17 protein-coding genes and 4 pseudogenes are annotated in these 21,594 nt (G+C 43.3%); 9 read left to right on the top strand and 12 right to left on the bottom strand.

From position 1 onward, the window contains the following. Positions 1–133 precede the first annotated feature (133 nt). From treZ to ACYTXL_RS26855, 6 genes and pseudogenes are all read right to left on the bottom strand, one after another. Complete coding sequence (gene treZ / locus ACYTXL_RS26880; RefSeq protein WP_461927356.1) at positions 134–1,981, bottom strand: malto-oligosyltrehalose trehalohydrolase; 1,848 nt, start codon at positions 1,979–1,981, stop codon at positions 134–136. 345 nt (positions 1,982–2,326) lie between these two features. After that, complete coding sequence (locus tag ACYTXL_RS26875) at positions 2,327–2,731, bottom strand: thiol-disulfide oxidoreductase DCC family protein (RefSeq protein WP_461927355.1); 405 nt, start codon at positions 2,729–2,731, stop codon at positions 2,327–2,329. 233 nt (positions 2,732–2,964) lie between these two features. Beyond that, positions 2,965–3,843, bottom strand: coding sequence for a DUF2382 domain-containing protein (locus ACYTXL_RS26870; protein WP_461927354.1), 879 nt, complete (start codon positions 3,841–3,843; stop codon positions 2,965–2,967). Positions 3,844–4,013: 170 nt separating this feature from the next. Further along, positions 4,014–4,151 (bottom strand): annotated as a pseudogene (locus ACYTXL_RS26865) (NUDIX hydrolase); the annotation flags it as partial. Positions 4,152–4,322: 171 nt separating this feature from the next. Beyond that, positions 4,323–4,460 (bottom strand): annotated as a pseudogene (locus ACYTXL_RS26860) (NUDIX hydrolase); the annotation flags it as partial. Positions 4,461–4,677: 217 nt separating this feature from the next. After that, positions 4,678–5,229, bottom strand: coding sequence for an NUDIX hydrolase (locus ACYTXL_RS26855; RefSeq protein ID WP_461927353.1), 552 nt, complete (start codon positions 5,227–5,229; stop codon positions 4,678–4,680). 140 nt (positions 5,230–5,369) lie between these two features. On the opposite strand from ACYTXL_RS26855, the gene ACYTXL_RS26850 reads away from it, so the two are divergent. Further along, positions 5,370–6,422, top strand: coding sequence for a dipeptide epimerase (locus ACYTXL_RS26850; protein WP_461927352.1), 1,053 nt, complete (start codon positions 5,370–5,372; stop codon positions 6,420–6,422). Then, positions 6,406–7,452 carry a DUF1611 domain-containing protein gene (locus ACYTXL_RS26845; RefSeq protein WP_461927351.1) on the top strand — a complete coding sequence of 349 codons (1,047 nt, stop codon included), beginning with the start codon at positions 6,406–6,408 and terminating at the stop codon, positions 7,450–7,452. The genes ACYTXL_RS26850 and ACYTXL_RS26845 overlap by 17 nt, the downstream gene beginning before the upstream one ends. Positions 7,453–7,556: 104 nt before the next feature. Here the strand turns inward: ACYTXL_RS26845 and ACYTXL_RS26840 are convergent, their stop codons facing one another. The 4 genes from ACYTXL_RS26840 to psaA form a co-directional block, all read right to left on the bottom strand. Continuing rightward, positions 7,557–7,754, bottom strand: a complete 198-nt coding sequence (locus tag ACYTXL_RS26840; RefSeq protein WP_461927350.1) for a hypothetical protein — start codon at positions 7,752–7,754, stop codon at positions 7,557–7,559. A gap of 142 nt (positions 7,755–7,896) precedes the next feature. Further along, entirely contained in the window at positions 7,897–8,367 is a 471-nt protein-coding gene (locus tag ACYTXL_RS26835; RefSeq protein WP_461927349.1) for an REP-associated tyrosine transposase, read from the bottom strand. A 187-nt stretch (positions 8,368–8,554) separates the two neighbouring features. Beyond that, positions 8,555–10,786 carry a photosystem I core protein PsaB gene (gene psaB / locus ACYTXL_RS26830; RefSeq protein ID WP_461927348.1) on the bottom strand — a complete coding sequence of 744 codons (2,232 nt, stop codon included), beginning with the start codon at positions 10,784–10,786 and terminating at the stop codon, positions 8,555–8,557. A gap of 208 nt (positions 10,787–10,994) precedes the next feature. Beyond that, positions 10,995–13,253, bottom strand: coding sequence for a photosystem I core protein PsaA (gene psaA / locus ACYTXL_RS26825; protein ID WP_461927347.1), 2,259 nt, complete (start codon positions 13,251–13,253; stop codon positions 10,995–10,997). Between the two features lie 538 nt (positions 13,254–13,791). Here psaA and ACYTXL_RS26820 point away from each other — a divergent pair. Then, positions 13,792–15,258: a hypothetical protein gene (locus tag ACYTXL_RS26820; protein ID WP_461927346.1), complete on the top strand. Its 1,467-nt coding sequence runs from the start codon at positions 13,792–13,794 to the stop codon at positions 15,256–15,258. On the opposite strand, the gene glsA is transcribed toward ACYTXL_RS26820, so the two are convergent. Next, entirely contained in the window at positions 15,223–16,137 is a 915-nt protein-coding gene (gene glsA / locus ACYTXL_RS26815) for a glutaminase A (protein ID WP_461927345.1), read from the bottom strand. The genes ACYTXL_RS26820 and glsA overlap by 36 nt on opposite strands. A gap of 410 nt (positions 16,138–16,547) precedes the next feature. Between glsA and ACYTXL_RS26810 the strand changes: the two genes are divergently transcribed. From ACYTXL_RS26810 to ACYTXL_RS26785, 6 genes and pseudogenes are all read left to right on the top strand, one after another. Then, entirely contained in the window at positions 16,548–18,062 is a 1,515-nt protein-coding gene (locus tag ACYTXL_RS26810; protein ID WP_461927344.1) for a thioredoxin-like domain-containing protein, read from the top strand. 89 nt (positions 18,063–18,151) lie between these two features. Beyond that, positions 18,152–18,718, top strand: a pseudogene (locus tag ACYTXL_RS26805) (HAD family hydrolase); the annotation flags it as partial. Positions 18,719–18,841: 123 nt separating this feature from the next. Then, positions 18,842–19,192 carry a DUF952 domain-containing protein gene (locus ACYTXL_RS26800; protein ID WP_461927364.1) on the top strand — a complete coding sequence of 117 codons (351 nt, stop codon included), beginning with the start codon at positions 18,842–18,844 and terminating at the stop codon, positions 19,190–19,192. A 208-nt stretch (positions 19,193–19,400) separates the two neighbouring features. Further along, positions 19,401–19,469: pseudogene (locus ACYTXL_RS26795) on the top strand (AtzG-like protein); the annotation flags it as partial. Between the two features lie 30 nt (positions 19,470–19,499). After that, positions 19,500–20,150, top strand: a complete 651-nt coding sequence (locus tag ACYTXL_RS26790; RefSeq protein WP_461927343.1) for a Uma2 family endonuclease — start codon at positions 19,500–19,502, stop codon at positions 20,148–20,150. 290 nt (positions 20,151–20,440) lie between these two features. Continuing rightward, positions 20,441–21,358 (top strand): RluA family pseudouridine synthase, encoded by a 918-nt coding sequence (locus ACYTXL_RS26785; RefSeq protein ID WP_461927363.1) that lies wholly within the window; start codon positions 20,441–20,443, stop codon positions 21,356–21,358. A 53-nt stretch (positions 21,359–21,411) separates the two neighbouring features. Here the strand turns inward: ACYTXL_RS26785 and ACYTXL_RS26780 are convergent. Continuing rightward, on the bottom strand, positions 21,412–21,594 hold a 183-nt coding region (locus ACYTXL_RS26780; RefSeq protein ID WP_461927342.1), incomplete at its 5' end, for a hypothetical protein.

The raw sequence follows: 21,594 nt of genomic DNA, 5'->3' as shown, positions 1-21,594 counted from the left end.
AGGGAGTTTGAGGTTTTGAGCATGAGCGTTGAACCTCTGAGCATGAGCGTTGAACCTCTGAGCTTAAAACTTTAACTCTCCCACTCCCGTTAGGCTAGGCTCACGGCAAGCCTACTCCCCATTCGCCACTCGCTCATTCTCGTTCATACAGGACGATACTAGTAGCTTTTACTGTCAATTCTTGCCCCACAGACAGATGTTCAGGGGCTTGGGAACCAGTCCCAGACCATGAGGTATCTGCTGAGTCTAATAGTTTGTGAGAATTATGCCCAATTGGCAGAGTGACTGTGACTGGAGACGAATTGAAATTCATCACAAATGTTAGTTCACTTGATTCGCACCAACGACGCACGATTACTAACTCCTTGTCTTCATCGCTAGTCGCTTGGATAAAATTGCGGTCTTGGTTGAGAAGTGCTGGATGCGTTTTGCGTAAATTAATTAACTGACGATACCAATCCCAGAGAACTTTGTGCTTACCATTATTGCGTAATTCCCAATTAAGTTTAGAACGCAGAAAAGTTTCTGCCGATTCGGGATCTGGGGGAGCATCTGCATAGTGAAACGCTTCAAACTCTTGTTTGCGTCCGGCTCGAACTGCTTCAATTAAATCGGGATCGGAGTGACTGACAAAGTAAATGAAGGGTGCAGTTTCGCCATATTCTTCTCCCATGAATAACAGGGGTAAGTAGGGCGAGAGCAGCACAGCGCCGGCGGCTAACTTTAATCCCTCAAAAGAAATCCTCTGGCTGAGGCGTTCCCCTTTCATTTGATTGCCGATTTGATCGTGATTCTGAATGCAGACTGTAAACTGTGATAAAGGGCGATCGCGGCAAGATACGCCATGAAAACGTTTACGATGTGGAGCGTATTTCCAATCGTAGATAAAAGTATCATTATAAGCTTTCGCCAAATCAGCCAACTGCCCAAAATCTTGATAATATCCTTGGCGATCGCCTGTCAACAATGTGTGCAATGCATGATGAAAATCATCACTCCATTGAGCATCAAGACCATATCCACCCAATTCGGCCGGGCGAATTATTTGCGGATTATTCAGGTCACTTTCAGCAATTAAATGGCGTTTCCATTTTTGCCCTTGTTGTGAAAAATGATGAACCGCTTCGGAGAGTTCCCACAAAAAATGCTTGGCTCCCAAGTCGTAAATTGCCTGAATAGCATCCAGCCGCAATGCATCAATGTGGAACTCGCCCAACCAATAGAGCGCATTTTGGATGAAATAATTTCGCACACCCTGACTATGGGCGTCGTCAAAATTCAGCGCTTCGCCCCACGGCGTTTTATAGGTTTTAGTAAAGTAGGGCGCGAATTGACTCATATAGTTGCCTTCTGGCCCAAAGTGGTTATACACCACATCCAGGACTACGGCGATATTATGTTGATGGCAAGCATTTACCAGTTGCTTAAGTTCGGCTGGGCTACCGTAGGAATTTTGGACAGCAAAGGGATAAACGCCGTCATAACCCCAGTTGCGATATGCAAGAGTTGCCTCAATATGCGTGTCTCCAGGAAACTGGGAGATGGGCATGATTTCAATGGCGTTAATTCCCAGTTCCCTTAGTTCCGGTAAGCGGGAAATGATCGCGGTGAAAGTTCCTTCCGGTGTGAATGTGCCAACGTGGAGTTCGTAGAAAATCATCGACTCCACAGGAATGCCAGCCCATGTTTGATCAGTCCATTCAAAGTGGTGATCGACAATTTGAGATGGCCCATGCACCCCTTCCGGTTGATACTGCGACGCCGGATCAGCAAAGGTATCTTGACCATTCAAGACATAGCGATAAAGCGTATCTGGATACACATCGTTGACTTTCGTCTGCCAGTATCCCTCAGACGTAGGCTTGAGCGGAATTAGCTGCTGCTCTGGGGTCAAAATTTGTACCGTAACGCTATCTAATAGCGGAGACCAAACTGTAAATTCACACTCTCCGTTACCCAAGTAGTTAGCACCAATTCTCACGCAGTATCCTCCCATCAGATTTTATGTTGTGCCGAATTGTGGCGCGATGGCGTACCCGCCGCCGTAGGCGATCGTAAATGTCATTGATTGCAGAATGTTTACAAACACGCCAGATAGCATAATGGTTGGTCTACCAGACTTTTTTCTAGCACCTGTAGGCGGATTTTCGCGTCAAACAAACTCTGTCTAATGACCAATTTAGTTGTAAGTGGTGTCCCTCGTGTCCCTCGTTCCCAGTCTCCGACTGGGAATGCTCTCTATAAGGCTCCGCCTTCTAAATTTACGCCAGAGCCACAATGAAGAGCATTTCCAGTCTCCGACTCGAAACGAGATTTTAAAGCTACCCTACGCCTTACAGCTACCATCCGCGCAATACGACGATTGATAGGTACTAGAACGTTTACCAAAAATAGTGTAGCGATGATCGCGGATTTGTTCGTAAAAGCGATCGCCTGCCCACTTCATCCCCGGTAAGGCTCGATAAGCGTCTACAAATATACTTCCTACTGGCAATAACCGCCCAATCTCTTCTACTGCATTACTACCTTGCCAACGTCTTTGAGGTTGATTACCATCAATTAAAATCATCCCCTGTTCGCAATCTTGGGCTGTAATTCCCCACTGTAAAAGTGTCTGCTCATCTTGCATGGGTGCATAGCGAAATAACTTTCCCTGGTCTAAGGTTTCTAGCAATTGCACTAGACTAACGCAGAGATTACAATTCCCGTCGTATATTACGTAGTAAGTCATAGAAATAACGGCTCTTTGGCAATTGACTTGTCAGATGTATCTAAATACAACTTTGGTATTCTAGCTTAGAAAACCGTGGCGATCGCTACTTCAGTCACTTGCTTTCAAAACAGCAACTAGAGTATCACGGTCGAAAGAAGAAAGACGATCGCGCAAAGCCTGAAATCAAGCTTGCGGATCGTCAAACATTTTGAAAATAAATTCTCCCCTGCTCTTTAGCCTCTTCAAGAGAGTTAAACTCGGTCAGTTTTATTTACTTTTAAAGTTCCATCAGTCTCAACGTCTAACTCTTCGCGTCGAATGGTTTCTTGAACCTCAACAGTTTCTTTGTCTACAACTTTTTGCACTCTGACTTCTTCTCGCAAGAAAGCTTCTTTCTGGACATCTGCAACTTCCTCATAGATTTCCAGGTGTGCTACTTCACCCTCGCGGAAGTTAGCTGTTTCAGCAGATACAACTTTACCTGCATCTTTAGGGGTAACTCGCTCAATCACGACTCGCTCTTTTTCCAGCGATACAGCAACATTTACAGTATCGGTTTCGACATGCTTACTAATCGCTACTTCTCCAGTTTTGCGACGTTGTTTATTAGCAACTAATCTTTCTTCGTAAAGTTTGAAGGTTTGGTCTCCGTGAGCGCTGACATCATATAAATCTGGCTCTTGTGCGTAGGTGTAGTTGTTGCGATCAAGACTAGGAGTAGTACGCCCAACTGTCGATGCTACCGCAGCCGTAGATGTTGCATCCAGAGGTACAGATGGGGTGCGATATCCTCCGCGCACTTGTTCTTCATAGTCGTAGTCAAGCGCTGTATGCTCATGATATTCAGGCAATTTTTCCGCTTGCTCTCTTGTCATACCAACAACGTATACACGATCTGCTGTAGAATCAATACGCGATTTACCTATTGGTAGTAATACTTTCTTGCCAAAAACCCAAACGCCTATGTCAACAATTAAATAGCGGAATGCTCCTTGTTCGTCTAATACAGCATCAATTATTGTGCCAATCTTCTCATCGGTTCCCTGAACATAGAGACCCAATCCTTTGATGTCTTTACCAATAGTATTATGGTAGTCTGTATCAAATTCACTTATTTTTTGTAGTGGCATTATTCTATTTCCTTAAGTTTTACTATCTGCTCTCTAGAATATAGAAAATTTAGTTGGTATAAATCCTCTCTCCAAAGATTGATTCAACGATTTTAATACTTCATCAAAAGTAGTAATACTGAGATTTTTTCAGAAATCAAATATGATTCCTATAATTAACCCTGAGATTATTAATAACTTAAAAATTTTAAAACTAACAAGAGAGCAGCAACAGTTACTGTAACACAAATTTCTCCCTGAATAATTTTATTTAAAACTGATTCTACGGGAATTAATACAACTTCAATCTCTTCTGTAATATCTAGACGTAGGTTGGGTGGAGCGGAGCGCAACCCAACTGATTATCAGGATGTTGGGTTACGCAAAGCCTCCACCCAACCTACAATTTTTTGCAAAATTTTGGACTAGACAGTCCACTACAAGACTACCGAGATTTTTTCAGAAATAAAATATGATTCCTATAATTAACCCTGAGATTATTAATAACTTAGAAATTTTAAACCTAAGAAGAGAGCAGCAACGGTTACTCTAACACAAATTTCTCCCTGAATAATTTTATCTAAAACTGATTCTACGGGAATTAATACAACTTCAATCTCTTCTGTAATATCTAGACGTAGGTTGGGTGGAGCGGAGCGCAACCCAACTGATTATCAGGATGTTGGGTTACGCAAAGCCTCCAACGCCACTTGCTACAACGCGGGAAACCCGCGCAACGCAGTGGCTCCCCAACCTACAATTTTTTTGCAACATTTTGGACTAGACAGTCCACTACAAGACTACCGAGATTTTTTCAGAAATAAAATATGATTCCTATAATTAACCCTGAGATTATTAATAACTTAGAAATTTTAAACCTAAGAAGAGAGCAGCAACGGTTACTGTAACACAAATTTCTCCCTGAATAATTTTATCTAAAACTGATTCTACGGGAATTAATACAACTTCAATCTCTTCTGTAATATCTAGTTGTTGCTCTCCAACTTTGCTCACATTCTCTGCTAAAAATAAATGTATTTGATTCGTATCTTTACTCGGCTTATCGTATAGAGTTGCGATTTTTCTAAATTCTTGGGGAATATAACCAGTCTCTTCTGTCAGTTCTCTAATTGCTGCTATTTCGGCACTCTCTTTTGTAGGATCGAAATTCCCTGCTGGCAATTCTAAGAAAAATTCACCTACGGCATATCTGTATTGCTGGACAAAAATTATCTCTTTGCTACTAGTTATAGGTAAAACCATCGCAACGTCTGGTTTAATAGTAACAAAATAATCATCGATAATTTGACCATTGGGCAGTTCTATTTCATCTTGCCTTACCTTACACCAGTAATGATCTAAGACCATTTTTGATTTTAAAGTTTTCCATTTTTTTAAGTTGATCATAAATTAAGTAACCAATAAAACTTGGTATAAAAAGTTTAGCACATCATCCAGTGAATGTAAAAAAGTATAACGGATACGTCCGATAATCTAAATTTTGAACTTACACTGGCTTTTGTCATAACATAATATGCAGAATAAGTATGCAAATAAATGTAAACTTATTTACAGTCAACAAGAGATTTCCCTTAACCATTAGTCGAGGTACAACGGCACAGACAACGAATATATGGGTGCGGATATCATCCGATGGCATTGAAGGCTGGGGGGAAGCATCGCCATTTGGTGTGGGTAATCATCGGCAATCAACTGATACGATCAAAGATGCTTTAGAGCAAGTTGTGCCACTGTTGCAAACATTCAGCCCCTTACAACGACAACAAATTGAGCAAGTTTTAACACAAAACCAGATTCCTTCTGCTGCAAGAGCTGCCTTGGATATAGCAATGCACGACTGGCTCGGTAAGCGCGTCGGATTACCCTTGTGGCAAATTTGGGGACTCGATCGCAATCAAATAGTCCCGACTTCTGTCACAATTGGGATTAATTCGCCTGAAGCTGCCAGGGCGAGAGCGCGAGACTGGTTACAATTTACTGATGTCTGCCTTTTCAAGGTGAAGCTAGGTAGTCCAGATGGCATAGATGCAGATAAAAAAATGCTATTAGCAGTGCGAGAAGAAGCACCATTACCAGAATTATTTGTTGATGCCAATGGGGGTTGGAGTTTAGAAGATGCGATCGCCATGTGCAATTGGCTAGCTGATTTAGGTATAAAGTATGTAGAACAGCCATTGCCACGGGGGCAAGAAAAAAGTTTAGCAAAACTCAAAGAAGCCTCTCCCCTGCCCATCTTTGTCGATGAAAGTTGTTTCACAAGTTCCGATATTCCCCAGTTGGCAAACTACGTGGATGGTATTAATATCAAATTGATGAAATCTGGGGGACTAACGGAGGCAATGCGAATGGTACATACAGCACGAGCATATCAGTTACAAGTAATGTTCGGTTGCTATTCTGACAGTTCGCTAGCTAATACGGCAGCATTACAGCTAGCACCACTAGCTGATTATTTAGATTTAGACAGTCACCTTAACTTAATTGATGATCCCTTTACGGGTGCATTGCTAAAAGAAGGAAGACTTTTGCCAAACGATTTACCAGGTTTGGGGGTACAACAGAGTGCGTCTACCACTTAATCAACGAGTAGCGATCTTGCTGCATGAAGGAACTACTGGGACTCAGGGCAAAACTGGGTTATCTATTTTACGCTATAGTGAAGCCCCAATCGTAGCCGTAATCGATCGCGAGTGTGCTGGCAAATCTCTACCAGAATTAACAGGTATCAAGCGTGATGTGCCAATTGTCGCATCGGTAGCCGCCGCCCTGGAGTACAAGCCGGAAGTTTTGGTAATTGGCATTGCCCCAGGAGGTGGCGCTATACCAGATGATTACTGGGATGAATTCAAAGATGCTTTAGAGGCTGGGATGTCGCTGGTAAATGGTTTACATACACCATTGGCAAACATACCGGAGTTAAATGCACTGCTCAAACCAGGACAATTAATTTGGGATGTACGGAAAGAGCCGTCTAATATAAGTGTTGCTAGTGGGATAGCACGCACCCTTCCCTGTCGGCGGGTGTTGACAGTAGGAACAGATATGGCCATCGGTAAAATGTCAACTAGTTTAGAGTTACATTGGGCATCAAAATTACGGGGCTGGCGTTCTAAATTCCTCGCCACCGGTCAAACTGGGGTGATGTTAGAAGGGGACGGCGTGGCTTTAGATGCTGTGCGAGTAGACTTTGCCGCCGGTGCTGTAGAACAAATAATCATGCGCTATGGCAAAAACTACGACATCTTGCACATTGAAGGACAAGGTTCACTGCTACACCCTGGTTCAACAGCAACTTTACCCCTAATTCGTGGTTCGCAACCAACCCAATTAGTGCTGGTACATCGGGCGGGACAAGTTCATATACGTAATCATCCTCATGTACTAATTCCACCTTTACCAGAAGTAATTCGGCTTTATGAAACTGTGGCTAGTGCTGGTGGTGCCTTTGCAAGTGTTTCTGTAGTAGGTATAGCACTTAACACAGCCCATCTAGATGAATCTGGGGCTGAGGAAAGCATCGCGCAAACCATAGCAGAAACTGGGCTACCTTGCACCGATGTCGTGCGCTTTGATGCCAATGTGCTATTGGATGCAATGATGAACAATTAGTAGCGTTTTTGCCTACCCCACTCTAGCCAAGCTTTAGTCATCTCCTTTACATTTCCCCTATATTCTGGAGGAACAGGATCTTCTCTGCTGATAGATTTTAATGCCTAGAACCAGTGTCCAGATTTCTTTTCCAGTTCTCCAAGTAAAAGTGGGATTACAGGTTTTCCCATACCAATAATTTGCTGGTATGCAGGGTGCATCGACATTTGGTTAGTAGATGACACACCACTATTCTCTTCACGCCATTGCTTAACAAGCGCTGTAAAGGTAGCTTCTATTTCTGAGATTTGTAGTTCTTCCATATTCCCAACTTTGGGGACTTACAAATAAAAAAATATCCAATAATCTCTTGTGGGGTGGGCGTCTCGCCCGCCCATAACGCCCATAACCAAGGGCAGGCAAGATGCCCACCCCACAAGAGAAGAGAGAATGTGATGAGTGAGACTATTCAGGGAGTTGCCAAAAGAAGGGGTAATTTTCTGGACTTGATGAGAGTCCTGCTTTTACAGGATTTTGTCTGATATATTCCCAATATTGTTGAAACTCTTCATCGTTCCTAACAATACGGTCATATCTTTCATCTTGCCAAACTGTTCCTATATGTTTCATCACTTGGGGAATTTGTTTAGCACTATAACCTTTAATACTTTTCATAATGCTACTCAATGACCAAAACTCATTTTCCGATTTGAGTAAAGGCTGAATGAGCAGATGCACATGATTTGTCATAACTATAAAGACAAATATTTGATATCTGTTTTTATCAAAAAATAAGCATGAATTAAATACTATTTTTCTAGCTTCTGGGCTAAGTTCTAACTTTTCCCAAGTATTAAAAGTAATGAAATAAACTGCCGCATCTAATTCCCAATGAGGTAATCTTCTCCAAAAAATTTTCAACTTTGGCTCTTGCATTCAGGATAGAAAACTATTTGTAATTTTTCTTTCTTGTGAGGTGGACAGCGTTCGACTGAGCGCTCACGCCGAAGTCTTGCCCGCCCCCTTCTTTATTTTTCCCATCTTCCCCACCCAAAACCCAAAAAAAATCCCCCACCTTGCGGCAGGGGATTTTTATTACTTATCTACAAAACTAGCAGCCGAGTTAACCGAACTTACCAGCAGTAGAAGCAATCAAGAACGCGGCGTAAGTCACGATGTAGCCAACAGTGAAGTGAGCTAGACCAACTACACGACCTTGAACAATGGACAGAGCCACCGGCTTGTCTTTCCAGCGAACTAGGTTAGCTAGAGGAGTGCGTTCGTGTGCCCAAACAAGGGTTTCAATCAACTCTTGCCAGTAACCTCTCCAGGAGATTAAGAACATGAAACCAGTAGCCCAAACTAGGTGTCCAAACAAGAACATCCAAGCCCAGACAGACAGGTTATTCACACCGTAGGGATTGTAACCGTTAATCAACTGAGCAGAGTTAGCCCAGAGATAATCGCGGAACCAGCCCATGAGGTATGTAGAGTTCTCATTGAACTGTGCCACGTTGCCTTGCCAAATACCTAGATGCTTCCAATGCCAGTAGAAAGTAACCCAACCAAGGGTATTGAGCATCCAGAATGTAGCGAGGTAGAAGGAATCCCAAGCTGAGATGTCGCAAGTACCGCCACGACCGGGACCGTCGCAAGGGAAGGCATAGCCGAAGTCCTTTTTATCGGGCATCAGCTTAGAACCACGGGCATCCAAAGCACCTTTAACCAAGATCAAGGTGGTGGTGTGCAGACCTAAAGCGATCGCATGGTGTACCAAGAAGTCGCCAGGGCCAATTGTCAAGAACAGGGAGTTAGTACCAGCATTGATGGCATCTAACCAGCCTGGCAACCAAACGTTAGCGTAGTTGGGCCATGCTGTGTAAGCAATACTATCTGGGTTAGATAGCAAGGTGTCTAAACCGTACAGTACTTTACCGTTAGCAGCTTGGACAAATTGAGCAAACACTGGCTCAATTAGGATTTGCTTTTCAGGAGTGCCGAAAGCAACCACTACGTCGTTATGGACGTATAAACTCAGGGTGTGGAAGCCCAAGAAAAGGGATACCCAGCTAAGGTGGGAAATAATCGCTTCTTTGTGCTGAAGTACGCGCTCAAGGACGTTGCCCTTGTTTTGCTCTGGGTCGTAATCACGTACCCAGAATATTGCTCCGTGAGCAAAAGCACCAAGTATCAGGAATCCAGCAATGTATTGATGGTGCGTGTACAGCGCTGCCTGAGTCGTGTAGTCCTTTGCAATAAATGCATAGGAAGGCATGGCGTACATATGCTGCGCCACCAGAGAGGTGATGGTTCCTAGAGCAGCTAGGTGAATACCCAACTGGAAGTGCAGGGAGTTGTTGTAGGTGTCGTACAACCCTTGGTGAGGCAGGTTAAACTGACCTTCACTCTTAGTACCGGGAAATAACCCAGCTTTGGAGTTCAGCATGTCTTTGATGCTGTGACCAATTCCGAAGTTAGTCCGGTATTGGTGACCAGCAATGATGAAGATAACTGCGATCGCTAAGTGGTGATGAGCTATGTCAGTCAGCCACAAAGCTTCTGTCTGAGGATGGAAGCCACCCAAGAAAGTCAGAATTGCAGTTCCTGCACCTTGAGATGTGCTGAAGATATGTCCAGGAGTGTCAGGGTTTTGAGCGTAGACAGCCCAGTTACCTGTAAAGAATGGTGCCAAACCTGCTGGGTGGGGTGGGGTACTTAGGAAGTTATCCCAACCTACGTGCTGACCGCGAGCTTCGGGGATAGCAACGTGAATTAAGTGACCTGCCCAAGCCAAAGAACTAACACCAAACAAACCTGCTAGGTGGTGGTTTAGGCGATGTTCAGCGCTCTTAAACCATGCCAAGCTAGGACGGTACTTGGGTTGCAAGTGCAGCCAGCCAGCAAACAAGAATACAGCTGCGAATAACAGCAAGAACACTGAACCGTTGTACAGTTCGCCGTTCGTCCGCATTCCGATGGTATACCACCAATGGTAGAGACCAGAGTAGGTAATGTTTACTGGATTGCTAGCGCCAGCCTGGGTAAAAGCTTCGATCGCTGGTTTACCGAAGTGGGGGTCCCAAATCGCATGGGCGATGGGACGGATATGAAGGGGATCTTTAATCCACTGTTCAAAGTTACCTTGCCAGGCTACGTGGAACAGGAGGCTGGATGCCCACAGGAAGATGATTGCCAAGTGACCGAAGTGAGTTGCGAAAATCTTTTGGTAAAGATTTTCTTCCGTCATGCCATCATGGGTTTCAAAATCGTTGCCTGTAGCGATCGCATACCATATCCGACGAGTAGTCGGGTCCTGTGCGAGATCCTGGCTAAATTTGGGAAATTTTGTCGCCATAGGTTTAATAAATCCTCTGACCTTTAGCCATCAAGTACCAGCTGTGATAGTTAGGAGTTATTACTTGAGAGTTATGAGTTATGAGTTTTAAATTTTTATTCTTAACCCCTGTAGAGACGCGATTAATCGTGTCTCTACTCCTAACTCCTGTACAGACGCGATTAATCGCGTCTCTACTCCTAACTCCTAACTTGTAGAAAGCTGATTTCTACCCTACTGAAAGGATGTGTGCATGGAAGAACGCCCAAGTTGTGGCAATTCCTCCCAAGAGGTAGTGAGCTACCCCGACAGCCCGACCCTGAATAATACTCAGAGCGCGAGGCTGAATTGCTGGTGCTACTTTCAGTTTGTTATGCGCCCAAACAATGGACTCAATCAGTTCTTGCCAGTAGCCGCGACCACTGAACAGGAACATCAAGCTGAATGCCCAGACAAAGTGAGCGCCTAAGAAGAGTAGACCATAGGCAGATAGCGCACTGCCATAGGAATTGATGACTTGCGTAGCTTGTGCCCACAAGAAGTCACGCAACCAACCGTTGATGGTAATAGCACTTTGGGCAAAGTTATCACCAGTGATGTGAGTCACATTCCCGGCTGCATCTACGGTTCCCCAGACATCTGATTGCATCTTCCAACTGAAGTGGAAAATTACAATCGATAGGGAGTTGTACATCCAGAAAAGTCCGAGGAATACGTGATCCCAACCAGAGACTTGACAGGTACCGCCACGACCAGGACCGTCGCAGGGGAAGCGGAAGCCCAGGTTTCCCTTGTCTGGAATCAGACGAGAGCTACGGGCGTATAGCACACCTTTGAGCAGAATTAGGACGGTGACGTGAATGGTGAAGGCGTGAATGTGGTGAATTAGGAAGTCCGCTGTGCCCAAAACAATGGGTGCAGCTGCCACTTTCCCGCCAACAGCCAAAATACCGCCGCCAAAGACATAGCTAACTGGTTCTAGGGCATTAGGTGCAGTTGTACCAGGAGCCAAGGCATGGATATTTTGTATCCACTGGGCAAAAACTGGCTGCAATTGAATCCCTGTATCAGAGAACAAGTCTTGAGGACGACCCAATGCTCGCATTGTGTCGTTGTGGATGTAAAGTCCAAAGCTATGGAAGCCGAGGAAAATAGACACCCAGTTTAGATGGGAAATAATCGCATCCCGATGACGAAGTACGCGATCAAGTAAGTTGTTTTGGTTCACAACTGGATCGTAATCCCGCACCATGAAGATCGCAGCGTGAGCCGCTCCACCCACAATTAAGAAGCCACCGATCCATATATGGTGGGTGAATATGCACAACTGCGTAGCGTAGTCAGTTGCCAAGTATGGATAGGGGGGCATCGCGTACATGTGATGCGCGATGATGATGGTCAGCGAACCCAAGAAGGCCAGGTTAGTAGCCAACTGAGCGTGCCAAGATGTGGTCAGGTTTTCGTAGAGACCTTTGTGACCTTCACCGGTGAAAGGACCTTTGTGGTTTTCGAGGATCTCTTTAATGCTGTGACCAATACCCCAGTTGGTACGGTACTGATGACCAGCAATGATAAACAGGACTGCGATCGCTAAGTGGTGATGGGAAATATCAGTCATCCACAAGCCGCCTGTTACTGGGTTCAGACCGCCCTTGAAGGTGAGGATGTCAGCATACTGACCCCAGTTCAAGGTGAAGAAAGGTGCTAAACCAGCAGCAAAGCTGGGGTACAGCTCGGTCAACAAGTCTTTGTTCAAGATGAACTCGTGGGGCAAGGGTATGTCTTTGAGAGCAACGCCTGCATCCAAAAGCTTGTTGGTCGGTGCGGATACGTGGATTAAGTGACCTGCCCATCCCAAGGAACCACAGCCTAGCAATATTTGCAAGTGGTGATTCAGCATCGACTCCACATTCTGGAACCATTCCAGTTTGGGAGCGCGTTTGTGGTAGTGGAACCAGCCGGCAAATAGGAATAAGCCTGCTAATACCAAGCCACCGATCGCAGTTACGTAAAGCTGGAAGGAGTTTGTAATCCCCCAGCCACGCCATACCTGGAACAGACCGGAGGTGATTTGAATCCCGTGGAATCCACCACCAACATCACCGTTTAAAATGTCTTGTCCCACAATAGGCCAAACGACCTGGGCACTAGGCTTAACGTTTAACGGGTCGCTTAACCAAGCTTCGTAGTTAGAAAACTTCGCCCCGTGGAAAATCATCCCGCTCAACCAAATCATCACTACAGCTAAGTGACCGAAGTGGGCTGAGAATATCTTCCGGGAGATATCTTCTAAATCGCTTGTATGTGTATCAAAATCATGGGCGAGTGCGTGCAGGTTCCAAATCCATGCGGTGGTTTTGGGACCTCTGGCTAAGGTTTTGTCATAATGCCCAGGTTGTGCCCATCTCTCGAATGAGGTAGGTACGGGGTCCTTATCGACGATTACTCTTGCCTTTTTTTCCTCTCGCTCCGGAGGACTTATTGTCATTCGACCTCCTCTCTTGATCAGGAATGAGGAATCATTAATACCACAAAATGAACCATTACCGCATACTCCAGAATTTTGCTGAAGCCGCGATCAAGACCCGATGTGGATAGTTGTTTCTCGTTGAATTATAGAGTCTTCACTTGTACATTGTTAGGGATATTTTAACAATAATTCAAACTTGCTCAAATTTGGCTGGAATTGCTCCCTAATCTGGCTTTTAACTTCAAACTATTTGTCCAAAAGTCAATAGATTTTCTATTTTATTTACAAAGGATAACAATTCTTAAAATTTATGATTTGGCTGTATGTAGGCGATGTTCTAGCTTTTACTGCTATTACCCGTAAATATTTGTGTCATATTTCAATTGTTATAAGTAAAAAGTTGTAATAAGTATGACTTATTTTAATATTTCCTGAAATAGACAAAAAAACTTATGGGATGTGAGGCAGATTTCACCTTTTGGGCTATGGTTCCAGATGGACAGTTTGAGCCAAAATAATCTAGTCAATTGTCGAAGACGATTACTGGGTGCAACACATGAACTCGTGGCAGAAAAGGGTTTTAGAGAAGCTCCTCCCTGAGAGGTTTCCGATTCTCAAGTGGGTAATGATATTAATGCTGGTATTAAGCTTGACTAGTTGTGGCGAGAAAGCCGACAGCCAGGAAGTATCTACTAGCTATAGCGAAAACTCTCCCAAGATTTCTCAAATTTCAAAGCAATTTTCGGAAATTTCCCCACCATCTGCGATCCAAGAACTGCGGACAATTTTGGAAGTTTATCAGCCACAAGTGACAATTGTTACTCCACAACCTGATGAAGTTTTCCCAGGCAACAAAGTCACAGCCAGTTTTCAGGTTAAGGATCTACCAATATTTAAAGATCCACAATTACAACTGGGTCCTCATCTAAACGTAATTCTGGATAACCAACCTTATATACCTGTTTACGACCTAAATCAGCCCTTGGTTTTGCCAGACTTGTCTCCAGGTACTCATACCCTGCGCGTCTTTGCCTCCCGTCCTTGGGATGAAAGCTTCAAAAATGAAGGCGCTTATGCCCAGACAACATTTCACGTCTTCACCAAAACCGACGACAACAACCCAGATCCCAAATTACCCCTGCTAACTTATAGCCGTCCTCAAAGCAGCTACGGAGCAGAACCAATCTTACTGGACTTTTACCTAACTAACGCGCCCCTGCACCTCGTCGGCAAGGAAAACGCCAACGACAAATTTAGTGATTGGCGCATCCGTTCCACAATTAATGGTGAAAGCTTTATTTTCGATCGCTGGCAAGCAGTTTATCTTAAAGGCTTCCGTCCCGGAAAAAACTGGGTAAAACTGGAATTTCTCGATAATCAGGGAAATCCTTTCAAAAATGCTTTTAATACCACAGTCAGACTGATTGACTACCAGCCAAAGGGTAAAGATACTTTGTCGAAAATTGTCAGAGGAGAACTTACAGCAGATGAGGTGCGCGGCATTGTAGATCAGAATTATAAATTCACACCTACACCCACGCCGTCTGTTGAAAAAACACCCCAAATCCAACCAAAGGTAGAAAAAGAGCCGATTCCTGAAACTGAAATTCCAAAAGAATCCCAAACACAGCCAGAAAAACCAAAATTGGAAGTTCCAACGGCTGTACCATCTCCCACTTTGCCACCGACGCTGCCAGAGATTATTGAGTCTCCGATAGCAGAACCACAGCCAACAGTGACGCCAACTCCTGAATCAACGCCGTTACCTGAAAAAGTTGTGCCTCAGTCAACAAAACCTAGATTAGGTGGATTTTTTAACCGTCGGGTGGGCAAGATCCCTACTCCACAAGCACCAGTTGCACCATCTCCTAATTTGCCACCGACGCTACCAGAGATTATTGAGTCTCCAGCACCAGAAACAATTACGCCAACTCCTGAATCAACGCCGTTACCGAAAACAACCGCTCCCGATCGCGAAAAACCAGAATTAACTAAAGACGCTCAACTGCAACTCTTGCGCTAAAATCTCAACAAATGCGATCGCTCCTACAGGATTTCCGATATTATCCAACCCCGGACTGTAACAAGCGATCGCTCCCTCACTTGGTACTATTGCTACAAGTCCACCACCAATCCCTGATTTCATCGGTAAACCAACTCTGACTGCAAACTGGGCAGAAGCTTCATAGAGTCCACAAGTTAACATCACAGCGTTGACAATCTGGCGATTTTGCGCTGATAAATAGCCATTTTCACAAGCTAGAAGTTTTCCCAACCGGGCTAAATCTTCAACTTGCCCAGATAGACAGCATATTTGCTCGTAGGTGTCAAGGGCTGTTTCAACATTTTCGAGATGACCGGCTTCGGCGAGATAATTAGCGATCGCTTGATTGGCTGTTGAGCGTGTTAATCGCACTGAAGCCAGCATTACCTCATCTAACCTTAATTGGCAACCTGCTAATTGGTTGAGCCATTGACAAAATAGAAAAGTGCGATCGTTCGCGTCCTTTCCTGGTAATTTATCAGACAGGGTAATTGCCCCACTATTAATCATCGGGTTTCGGGGGCGTCCGCGATCGCTAACTAATTGTTTTAAAGAATTGAAGGGTGCATCCGATGGTTCCACCCCAACCCATCCAAAAACTGTTTCTGCGCCTAGATGTTCTAGCAGATAAAGTAGAGAAAATGGCTTAATCACGCTCATTAGCGAGAAAACACAAGCTGTATCCCCAAAACTGATGGTTTTACCAGATTTACAGCAGATGTGAACTGCAAACCAACCAGGATAAGCTTTAGCTAATTGGGGAATGCGATCGGTAACTTGTCCTCGTTCAGCTTGGGTTTTGGCTTGTTGTACCCAAGCTGATAACTCTGTGGTAGTTAATCTATCAAGTCTTTTCAAAAGTAGTATCCGCTAAAACCATTTCTAGTTTAGTAAAGCGGTTACTGTTGAGCGGATTGATAGCGAACTTGCAACGTTACAAAAGCTTCTATTCTTTGTTCTCCAGCAACAACAGCCGTGTTGGCTAAATTCATTGGATAACTTTCAAACTTGCCAAATAATAGTAAGACATAACTGGAGCAAAAATTTTTGGGCATTTCCAATATGACACTTAGGCAATTGATAACTGCTAACGTTACAGTTTTGGAAACTGAAAAAATCCCCTTATTGGATCATTTAAATCAATCAGCCTTGAAGGTAAGCGGTAGAAAACCGCCCATATCAAAGCTTCTTTTGTGCGTCTTAATTACGAATTACGTTAGCGCAGCGTTAGCGAGTCATCGAGCGTCATTACGAATTACGAATTATCTATGATTCCCCGTGTCAGAGCGCCAGAATTACCGCAAAATTACTCTTGGCTTAATACCGAGAAACCATTATCTATTAAACAACTCAAGGGTAGAGTCGTAATTTTAGACTTTTGGACATACTGCTGTATCAATTGTCTACATATTCTGCCAAACCTGAAATATTTAGAACAAAAATATAAAGATAGCCTTACTGTTATCGGCGTCCACTCCGCTAAATTTGACAACGAAAAAGAAACAGAAAATATTCGCCAAGCTATCCTGCGCTACGACATCGAACATCCAGTTGTAGTTGACAGTGGTTTTCGGATTTGGCAAGAGTATGCTGTACGTGCTTGGCCGACGTTAATAATTATTGATCCAGAAGGTTACGTGATTGGCCAGATTTCTGGTGAAGGAAATCGTGACACTTTAGACGAGTTGATTCAAAAGTTAATTCAGCAACATGGTGACAAAGGCACAATTAATTTTCAAGAAATCAGCTTGACTTTAGAAAAACAGCGTCAACCATTAATCACACCTCTAGCTTTTCCTGGTAAAGTTCTAGCTACTCCAACAGGTTTATTCATCGCTGATTCTGGACATCACCGCTTAGTTGTGAGTAGCTTTGACGGGGAAATTCTGCACTTAATTGGTACTGGAAAATCAGGTTTAACCGATGGTGCTTTTCACGAAGCGCAATTTTTTGCACCACAGGGAATGGCTTATGATGCCGAAAATCAGATTCTTTATGTTGCTGATACAGAAAATCATACTCTGCGGCGAGTTGATTTAAAGCGTCAAGTTGTGGAAGCGATCGCAGGAACTGGTGAACAAAGCCGCAATATCCGTCCTCATGGCGGTGCTGCTTTAGAAACCGCGCTGAATTCCCCTTGGGATTTAGTGAAAGTGGGAAATACCCTGTTTATTGCAATGGCTGGGCCGCATCAAATTTGGCAAATGGATTTAGAAAGTGGCATCATCAAAACTTATGCTGGTACTGGTGCAGAAGCTTGTATTGATGGTTCACTCAGTGAATCTGCCTTTGCTCAACCTAGTGGTATTACTAATAATGGGCAAGAATTATATATTGCTGACAGTGAAGTTAGTTCAATTCGTGGTGTAGGAATTGTAGAACCGTACCAAGTGCGAACTGTTTGTGGTAGTGGGGGTTTATTTGGTTTTGGTGATCTAGATGGACAAGGTGAAAATGTGCGTTTACAACATTGTTTGGGAGTGGAATACGCCGAGAATTTTCTATGGGTGGCAGATACTTATAACCATAAAATTAAATTAATTAGTTCCAGTGGGAATTGTCAAACAGTTTTGGGAGATGGTTTTGCTGGTTTACAAAATGGCCAAGGTAAGAATAGCCGCTTTTTTGAACCTTCGGGATTGAGTGCTGTGGGTTCATATCTATATATTGCTGATACCAATAACCACGCCATCCGTCGCGTAGATTTGGATATTCTTGAAGTGACAACGCTGCAATTTCCCGGTTTATGTGCGCCAGATGTTTGTATTCGGCCAAATTTATAATAAAATGATAATCTCATGTAAAGGCGCAAAGAAAAACTCTGTACCTCTGCGTGAAATTTTAAAGACAATATTGTAAAGCGATCGCTTGTATGCAATTAGTAATCTTTGATATTGATGGTACACTAACAAATACCTACAAAATTGATGAAAATTGTTTTGTACGCGCTTTTGCATTGGAGTTTGGCATTTTTGGTATAAATACAAATTGGTCTGAATACTCATACACTACAGATTCTGGAATTACTCAGCAAATTTTTACTGAAAAATTAGAACGTCTTCCTTCAGATGAAGAGTTAGTCAGAATCAAAGCACGTTTTGTTAGTCTACTCCAAGAGGCGTTTATTAACAACCAAGATTTTTTCAGCGAAATTCCTGGGGCTGCAAATGTATTAGCTAAATTACAGCTAGACCCTGATTGGTGTGTTGCGATCGCAACTGGTGGCTGGTGTGAATCTGCTAAACTAAAACTTCAAAAAGCTAACTTACAAATGGAAGGCATTCCGTTGGCTTCAGCTAATGATGCACTTTCACGAGAAGATATTCTTAAAACAGCTATTATCAAAGCCAAGAATGTTTATCAAGTTGAAAAATTCCAGAAAGTTGTTTTTGTAGGTGATGGTGTTTGGGATGTAAAAGCAGCCTATCATTTGAGTATTGCTTTTATTGGAATAGGTGATAATAAATTAATAAATGTAGGCGCTAGCAAAGTAATTAAAGACTTTACAAATTTAGAAGATTTTCCGAAAATATTACAATCCGCATTAATTCCTATATTTTTTATGAACACCATTCTTCACATCACCAAACGCCAACAATGGGAACAAGCAAAAAATCTCGGTACATATCGGGCTGATTCATTAGATAGTGAAGGTTTTATACACTGTTCCAAATCAACGCAAATACTCAAAGTTGCAAAGAGATTTTTTGATAACCAAAAAGAATTGGTAATACTTTTTATTGATTCTGAAAAAGTACAAGTTGAAATTCGCTATGAACTTGCTGAAATAGGCGAATTATTTCCTCATATTTATGGTGAGTTAAACATTGATGCTGTGTATCAAGTCATTGATTTTGAAGCTGGGGAAGATGGGTTTTTTGAGTTACCGCAAGAAGTTATAAATTTAGAATAACGAACCGCAAAGGACGCAAAGAGCGCATTCGCGTAGCGTCTCGAAGAGAAGGAAGAGAGATGAGAAGTCAAGGGTTTGTATCTAAGAGATGAATAAGTAGGAAGGCACAATTAAATATAAGATAAAACCTCACCCTCAATCCCTCTCCGTGAGTTCGGAGAGGGAAGCCGGAGGCAGAGTAAGGTTTTATATTTAATTTGACCCACTTACTTATAGAGATGGTGTAGTGAGAAATTTTGAGAGAATTAATGCGATCGCTCATCTCAAATTTGAGTGAAAATTGAAATTATTTAACAACTAACATTCTATGGTTACTCTTCAACTCAGACAAATTCGAGTTCCACCAGGGCAAAGAATAATACTGGAAGATGTGAGTTGGCAAGTATTTGAAGCAATTCTCAAGGAGTTAGGGGAACATCGCGGGAGTCGAGTCGCATACAGCCAAGGAACGTTAGAAATTATGGCTCCATTACCAGAACATGAGCGATCTAAGGTAATCATCGGAGACTTGGTGAAAGCTTTGCTAGATGAACTCGATCTCAATTGGGAGTCTTTAGGTTCAACTACCTTTAAGCGAAAAGATATCAGTGCAGGTATTGAACCTGATGATTGTTTTTATATTCAAAACTATAAGCTAATGATTGGGAAAGACAGGATTGACCTAACTGTTGATCCTCCTCCTGATTTAGCGATTGAAATTGATGTCACCTCTAAAACCCAAATTAGTGCCTACGAAGCCTTGAAAGTACCTGAAATTTGGCGATATGAAAGCAAAAACCTAGAAATTAGCTTGTTGCAAGGTGAGCAATATGTGAAGTCTCTCATCAGCCCCACATTTCCTACTTTTTCTATCATTGATCTTATTCCCCGATTTGTGGAAATGGCGCGAACTACAGGAATGAGTTCAACACTTAGAGCATTTCGACAATCGGTAAGAGAACAAATACAAGACAGCTAGGGTAATAGAATTTGCGGCTACACAAACTCTCGTCCGCATCCGTGGACTAAGTTAAAATCAAGGTTTTGCCTGGATATACGCGATTTATAACCGCCCTTTTAAAAGATTCCGCGCTTTACTTAAAGAAGGGGAATTAATCTAGAGCAATTGTGACCGAATTAAATTTACAAATCCAAGAAAATAGCGATCGCTTGTCTGCGACACGCTACGCGAACGCCAACGCCAAGGGCGAACGCTTATCAACTCCACTGGAGGATGCTTTACCTAGCTTGCTTACCCTTAAGAGTACAATACACTGTGTCAACACTAAGGGCGATCGCCTCGACCGTTACCTTTCCCAAGAATTACCGGATTTATCCCGTTCCCGCATCCAACAGTTAATCGAACAGGGTAACGTCCAACTTAACGATCAACTTTGTACATCTAAAAAGATCAATGTCAAGTTAGGCGATCGCATCACTCTTAAAATACCAGAAGTTCAACCCTTAGAACTCCTAGCAGAAGATATTCCCTTAGACATCCTCTACGAAGATGACCAGTTACTTATTCTCAACAAACCCGCAGGCTTAGTTGTCCATCCTGCGCCCGGTCATCCAGATGGCACTTTGGTAAACGCTCTGTTAGCACACTGTCCCAATTTACCAGGAATTGGGGGAGTTCAGCGTCCGGGAATCGTTCATCGATTGGATAAGGATACAACGGGGGCGATCGCGATCGCTAAAACAGATATTGCCCATCGTCACCTACAAGCCCAACTCAAAGCTAAAACTGCACGACGAGAATACTTAGGCGTGGTTTACGGTGCGCCAAAAACTGAAACTGGTACCATAGATTTGCCCATTGGTCGCCATCCCCAAGACCGCAAGAAAATGGCGATTATACCCGTTGAAGAAGGCGGACGAGTCGCCGTCACTCATTGGCAAGTACTAGAACGCCTTGGTAACTTCACCTTAATTCACTTTCAATTAGAAACTGGACGTACCCATCAAATTCGCGTCCACAGCGCCAAAATGGGTCATCCAATTGTCGGTGATCGAGTTTATAGTTCTGGTCATTCAGTGGGGGTAAATTTGCCCGGTCAAGCACTGCACGCTTGGCGGCTCAAATTGCAGCATCCCCTATCTGGAGAGTTAATTGAGGTGACAGCTACTCCTCCCGTCCACTTTACAAAACTTGTGGAGATGTTAAAAAGACGAACTGCACTTTAAGCTCATCCCACGCCTGAAACCATCACCATTTCACAGACATTTAGGAATAAGAATTAAATAATAGACAATTTATGTCCCTGGTTTACCTCACCCTCAATCCCTCTCCTTATAAAGGAGAGGGAAGCTAGAGACAGGATGAAGTTTTCAATTTTATTTAATCTACGTTCCTTAGGGACTTCCAAGAAATAAATTACTACTACTTGTGGGGTGGGCGACACGAGAGCCCAGTAACCAAA

This window comes from Nostoc sp. (assembly GCF_054880495.1).
This window is presented reverse-complemented; position numbering and strand designations above follow the sequence as displayed.

Bases quoted from the DNA above. Each gene is read 5' to 3' on its own strand.
- psaA (WP_461927347.1), bottom strand. From the start codon at position 13,253: ATGACAATAAGTCCTCCGGAGCGAGAGGAAAAAAAGGCAAGAGTAATC.
- ACYTXL_RS26800 (WP_461927364.1), top strand. From the start codon at position 18,842: ATGAACACCATTCTTCACATCACCAAACGCCAACAATGGGAACAAGCA.
- ACYTXL_RS26870 (WP_461927354.1), bottom strand. From the start codon at position 3,843: ATGCCACTACAAAAAATAAGTGAATTTGATACAGACTACCATAATACT.
- psaB (WP_461927348.1), bottom strand. From the start codon at position 10,786: ATGGCGACAAAATTTCCCAAATTTAGCCAGGATCTCGCACAGGACCCG.
- ACYTXL_RS26835 (WP_461927349.1), bottom strand. From the start codon at position 8,367: ATGCAAGAGCCAAAGTTGAAAATTTTTTGGAGAAGATTACCTCATTGG.
- ACYTXL_RS26855 (WP_461927353.1), bottom strand. From the start codon at position 5,229: ATGATCAACTTAAAAAAATGGAAAACTTTAAAATCAAAAATGGTCTTA.
- ACYTXL_RS26810 (WP_461927344.1), top strand. From the start codon at position 16,548: ATGATTCCCCGTGTCAGAGCGCCAGAATTACCGCAAAATTACTCTTGG.
- ACYTXL_RS26790 (WP_461927343.1), top strand. From the start codon at position 19,500: ATGGTTACTCTTCAACTCAGACAAATTCGAGTTCCACCAGGGCAAAGA.
- ACYTXL_RS26875 (WP_461927355.1), bottom strand. From the start codon at position 2,731: ATGACTTACTACGTAATATACGACGGGAATTGTAATCTCTGCGTTAGT.
- ACYTXL_RS26820 (WP_461927346.1), top strand. From the start codon at position 13,792: ATGAACTCGTGGCAGAAAAGGGTTTTAGAGAAGCTCCTCCCTGAGAGG.
- ACYTXL_RS26850 (WP_461927352.1), top strand. From the start codon at position 5,370: ATGCAAATAAATGTAAACTTATTTACAGTCAACAAGAGATTTCCCTTA.
- ACYTXL_RS26840 (WP_461927350.1), bottom strand. From the start codon at position 7,754: ATGGAAGAACTACAAATCTCAGAAATAGAAGCTACCTTTACAGCGCTT.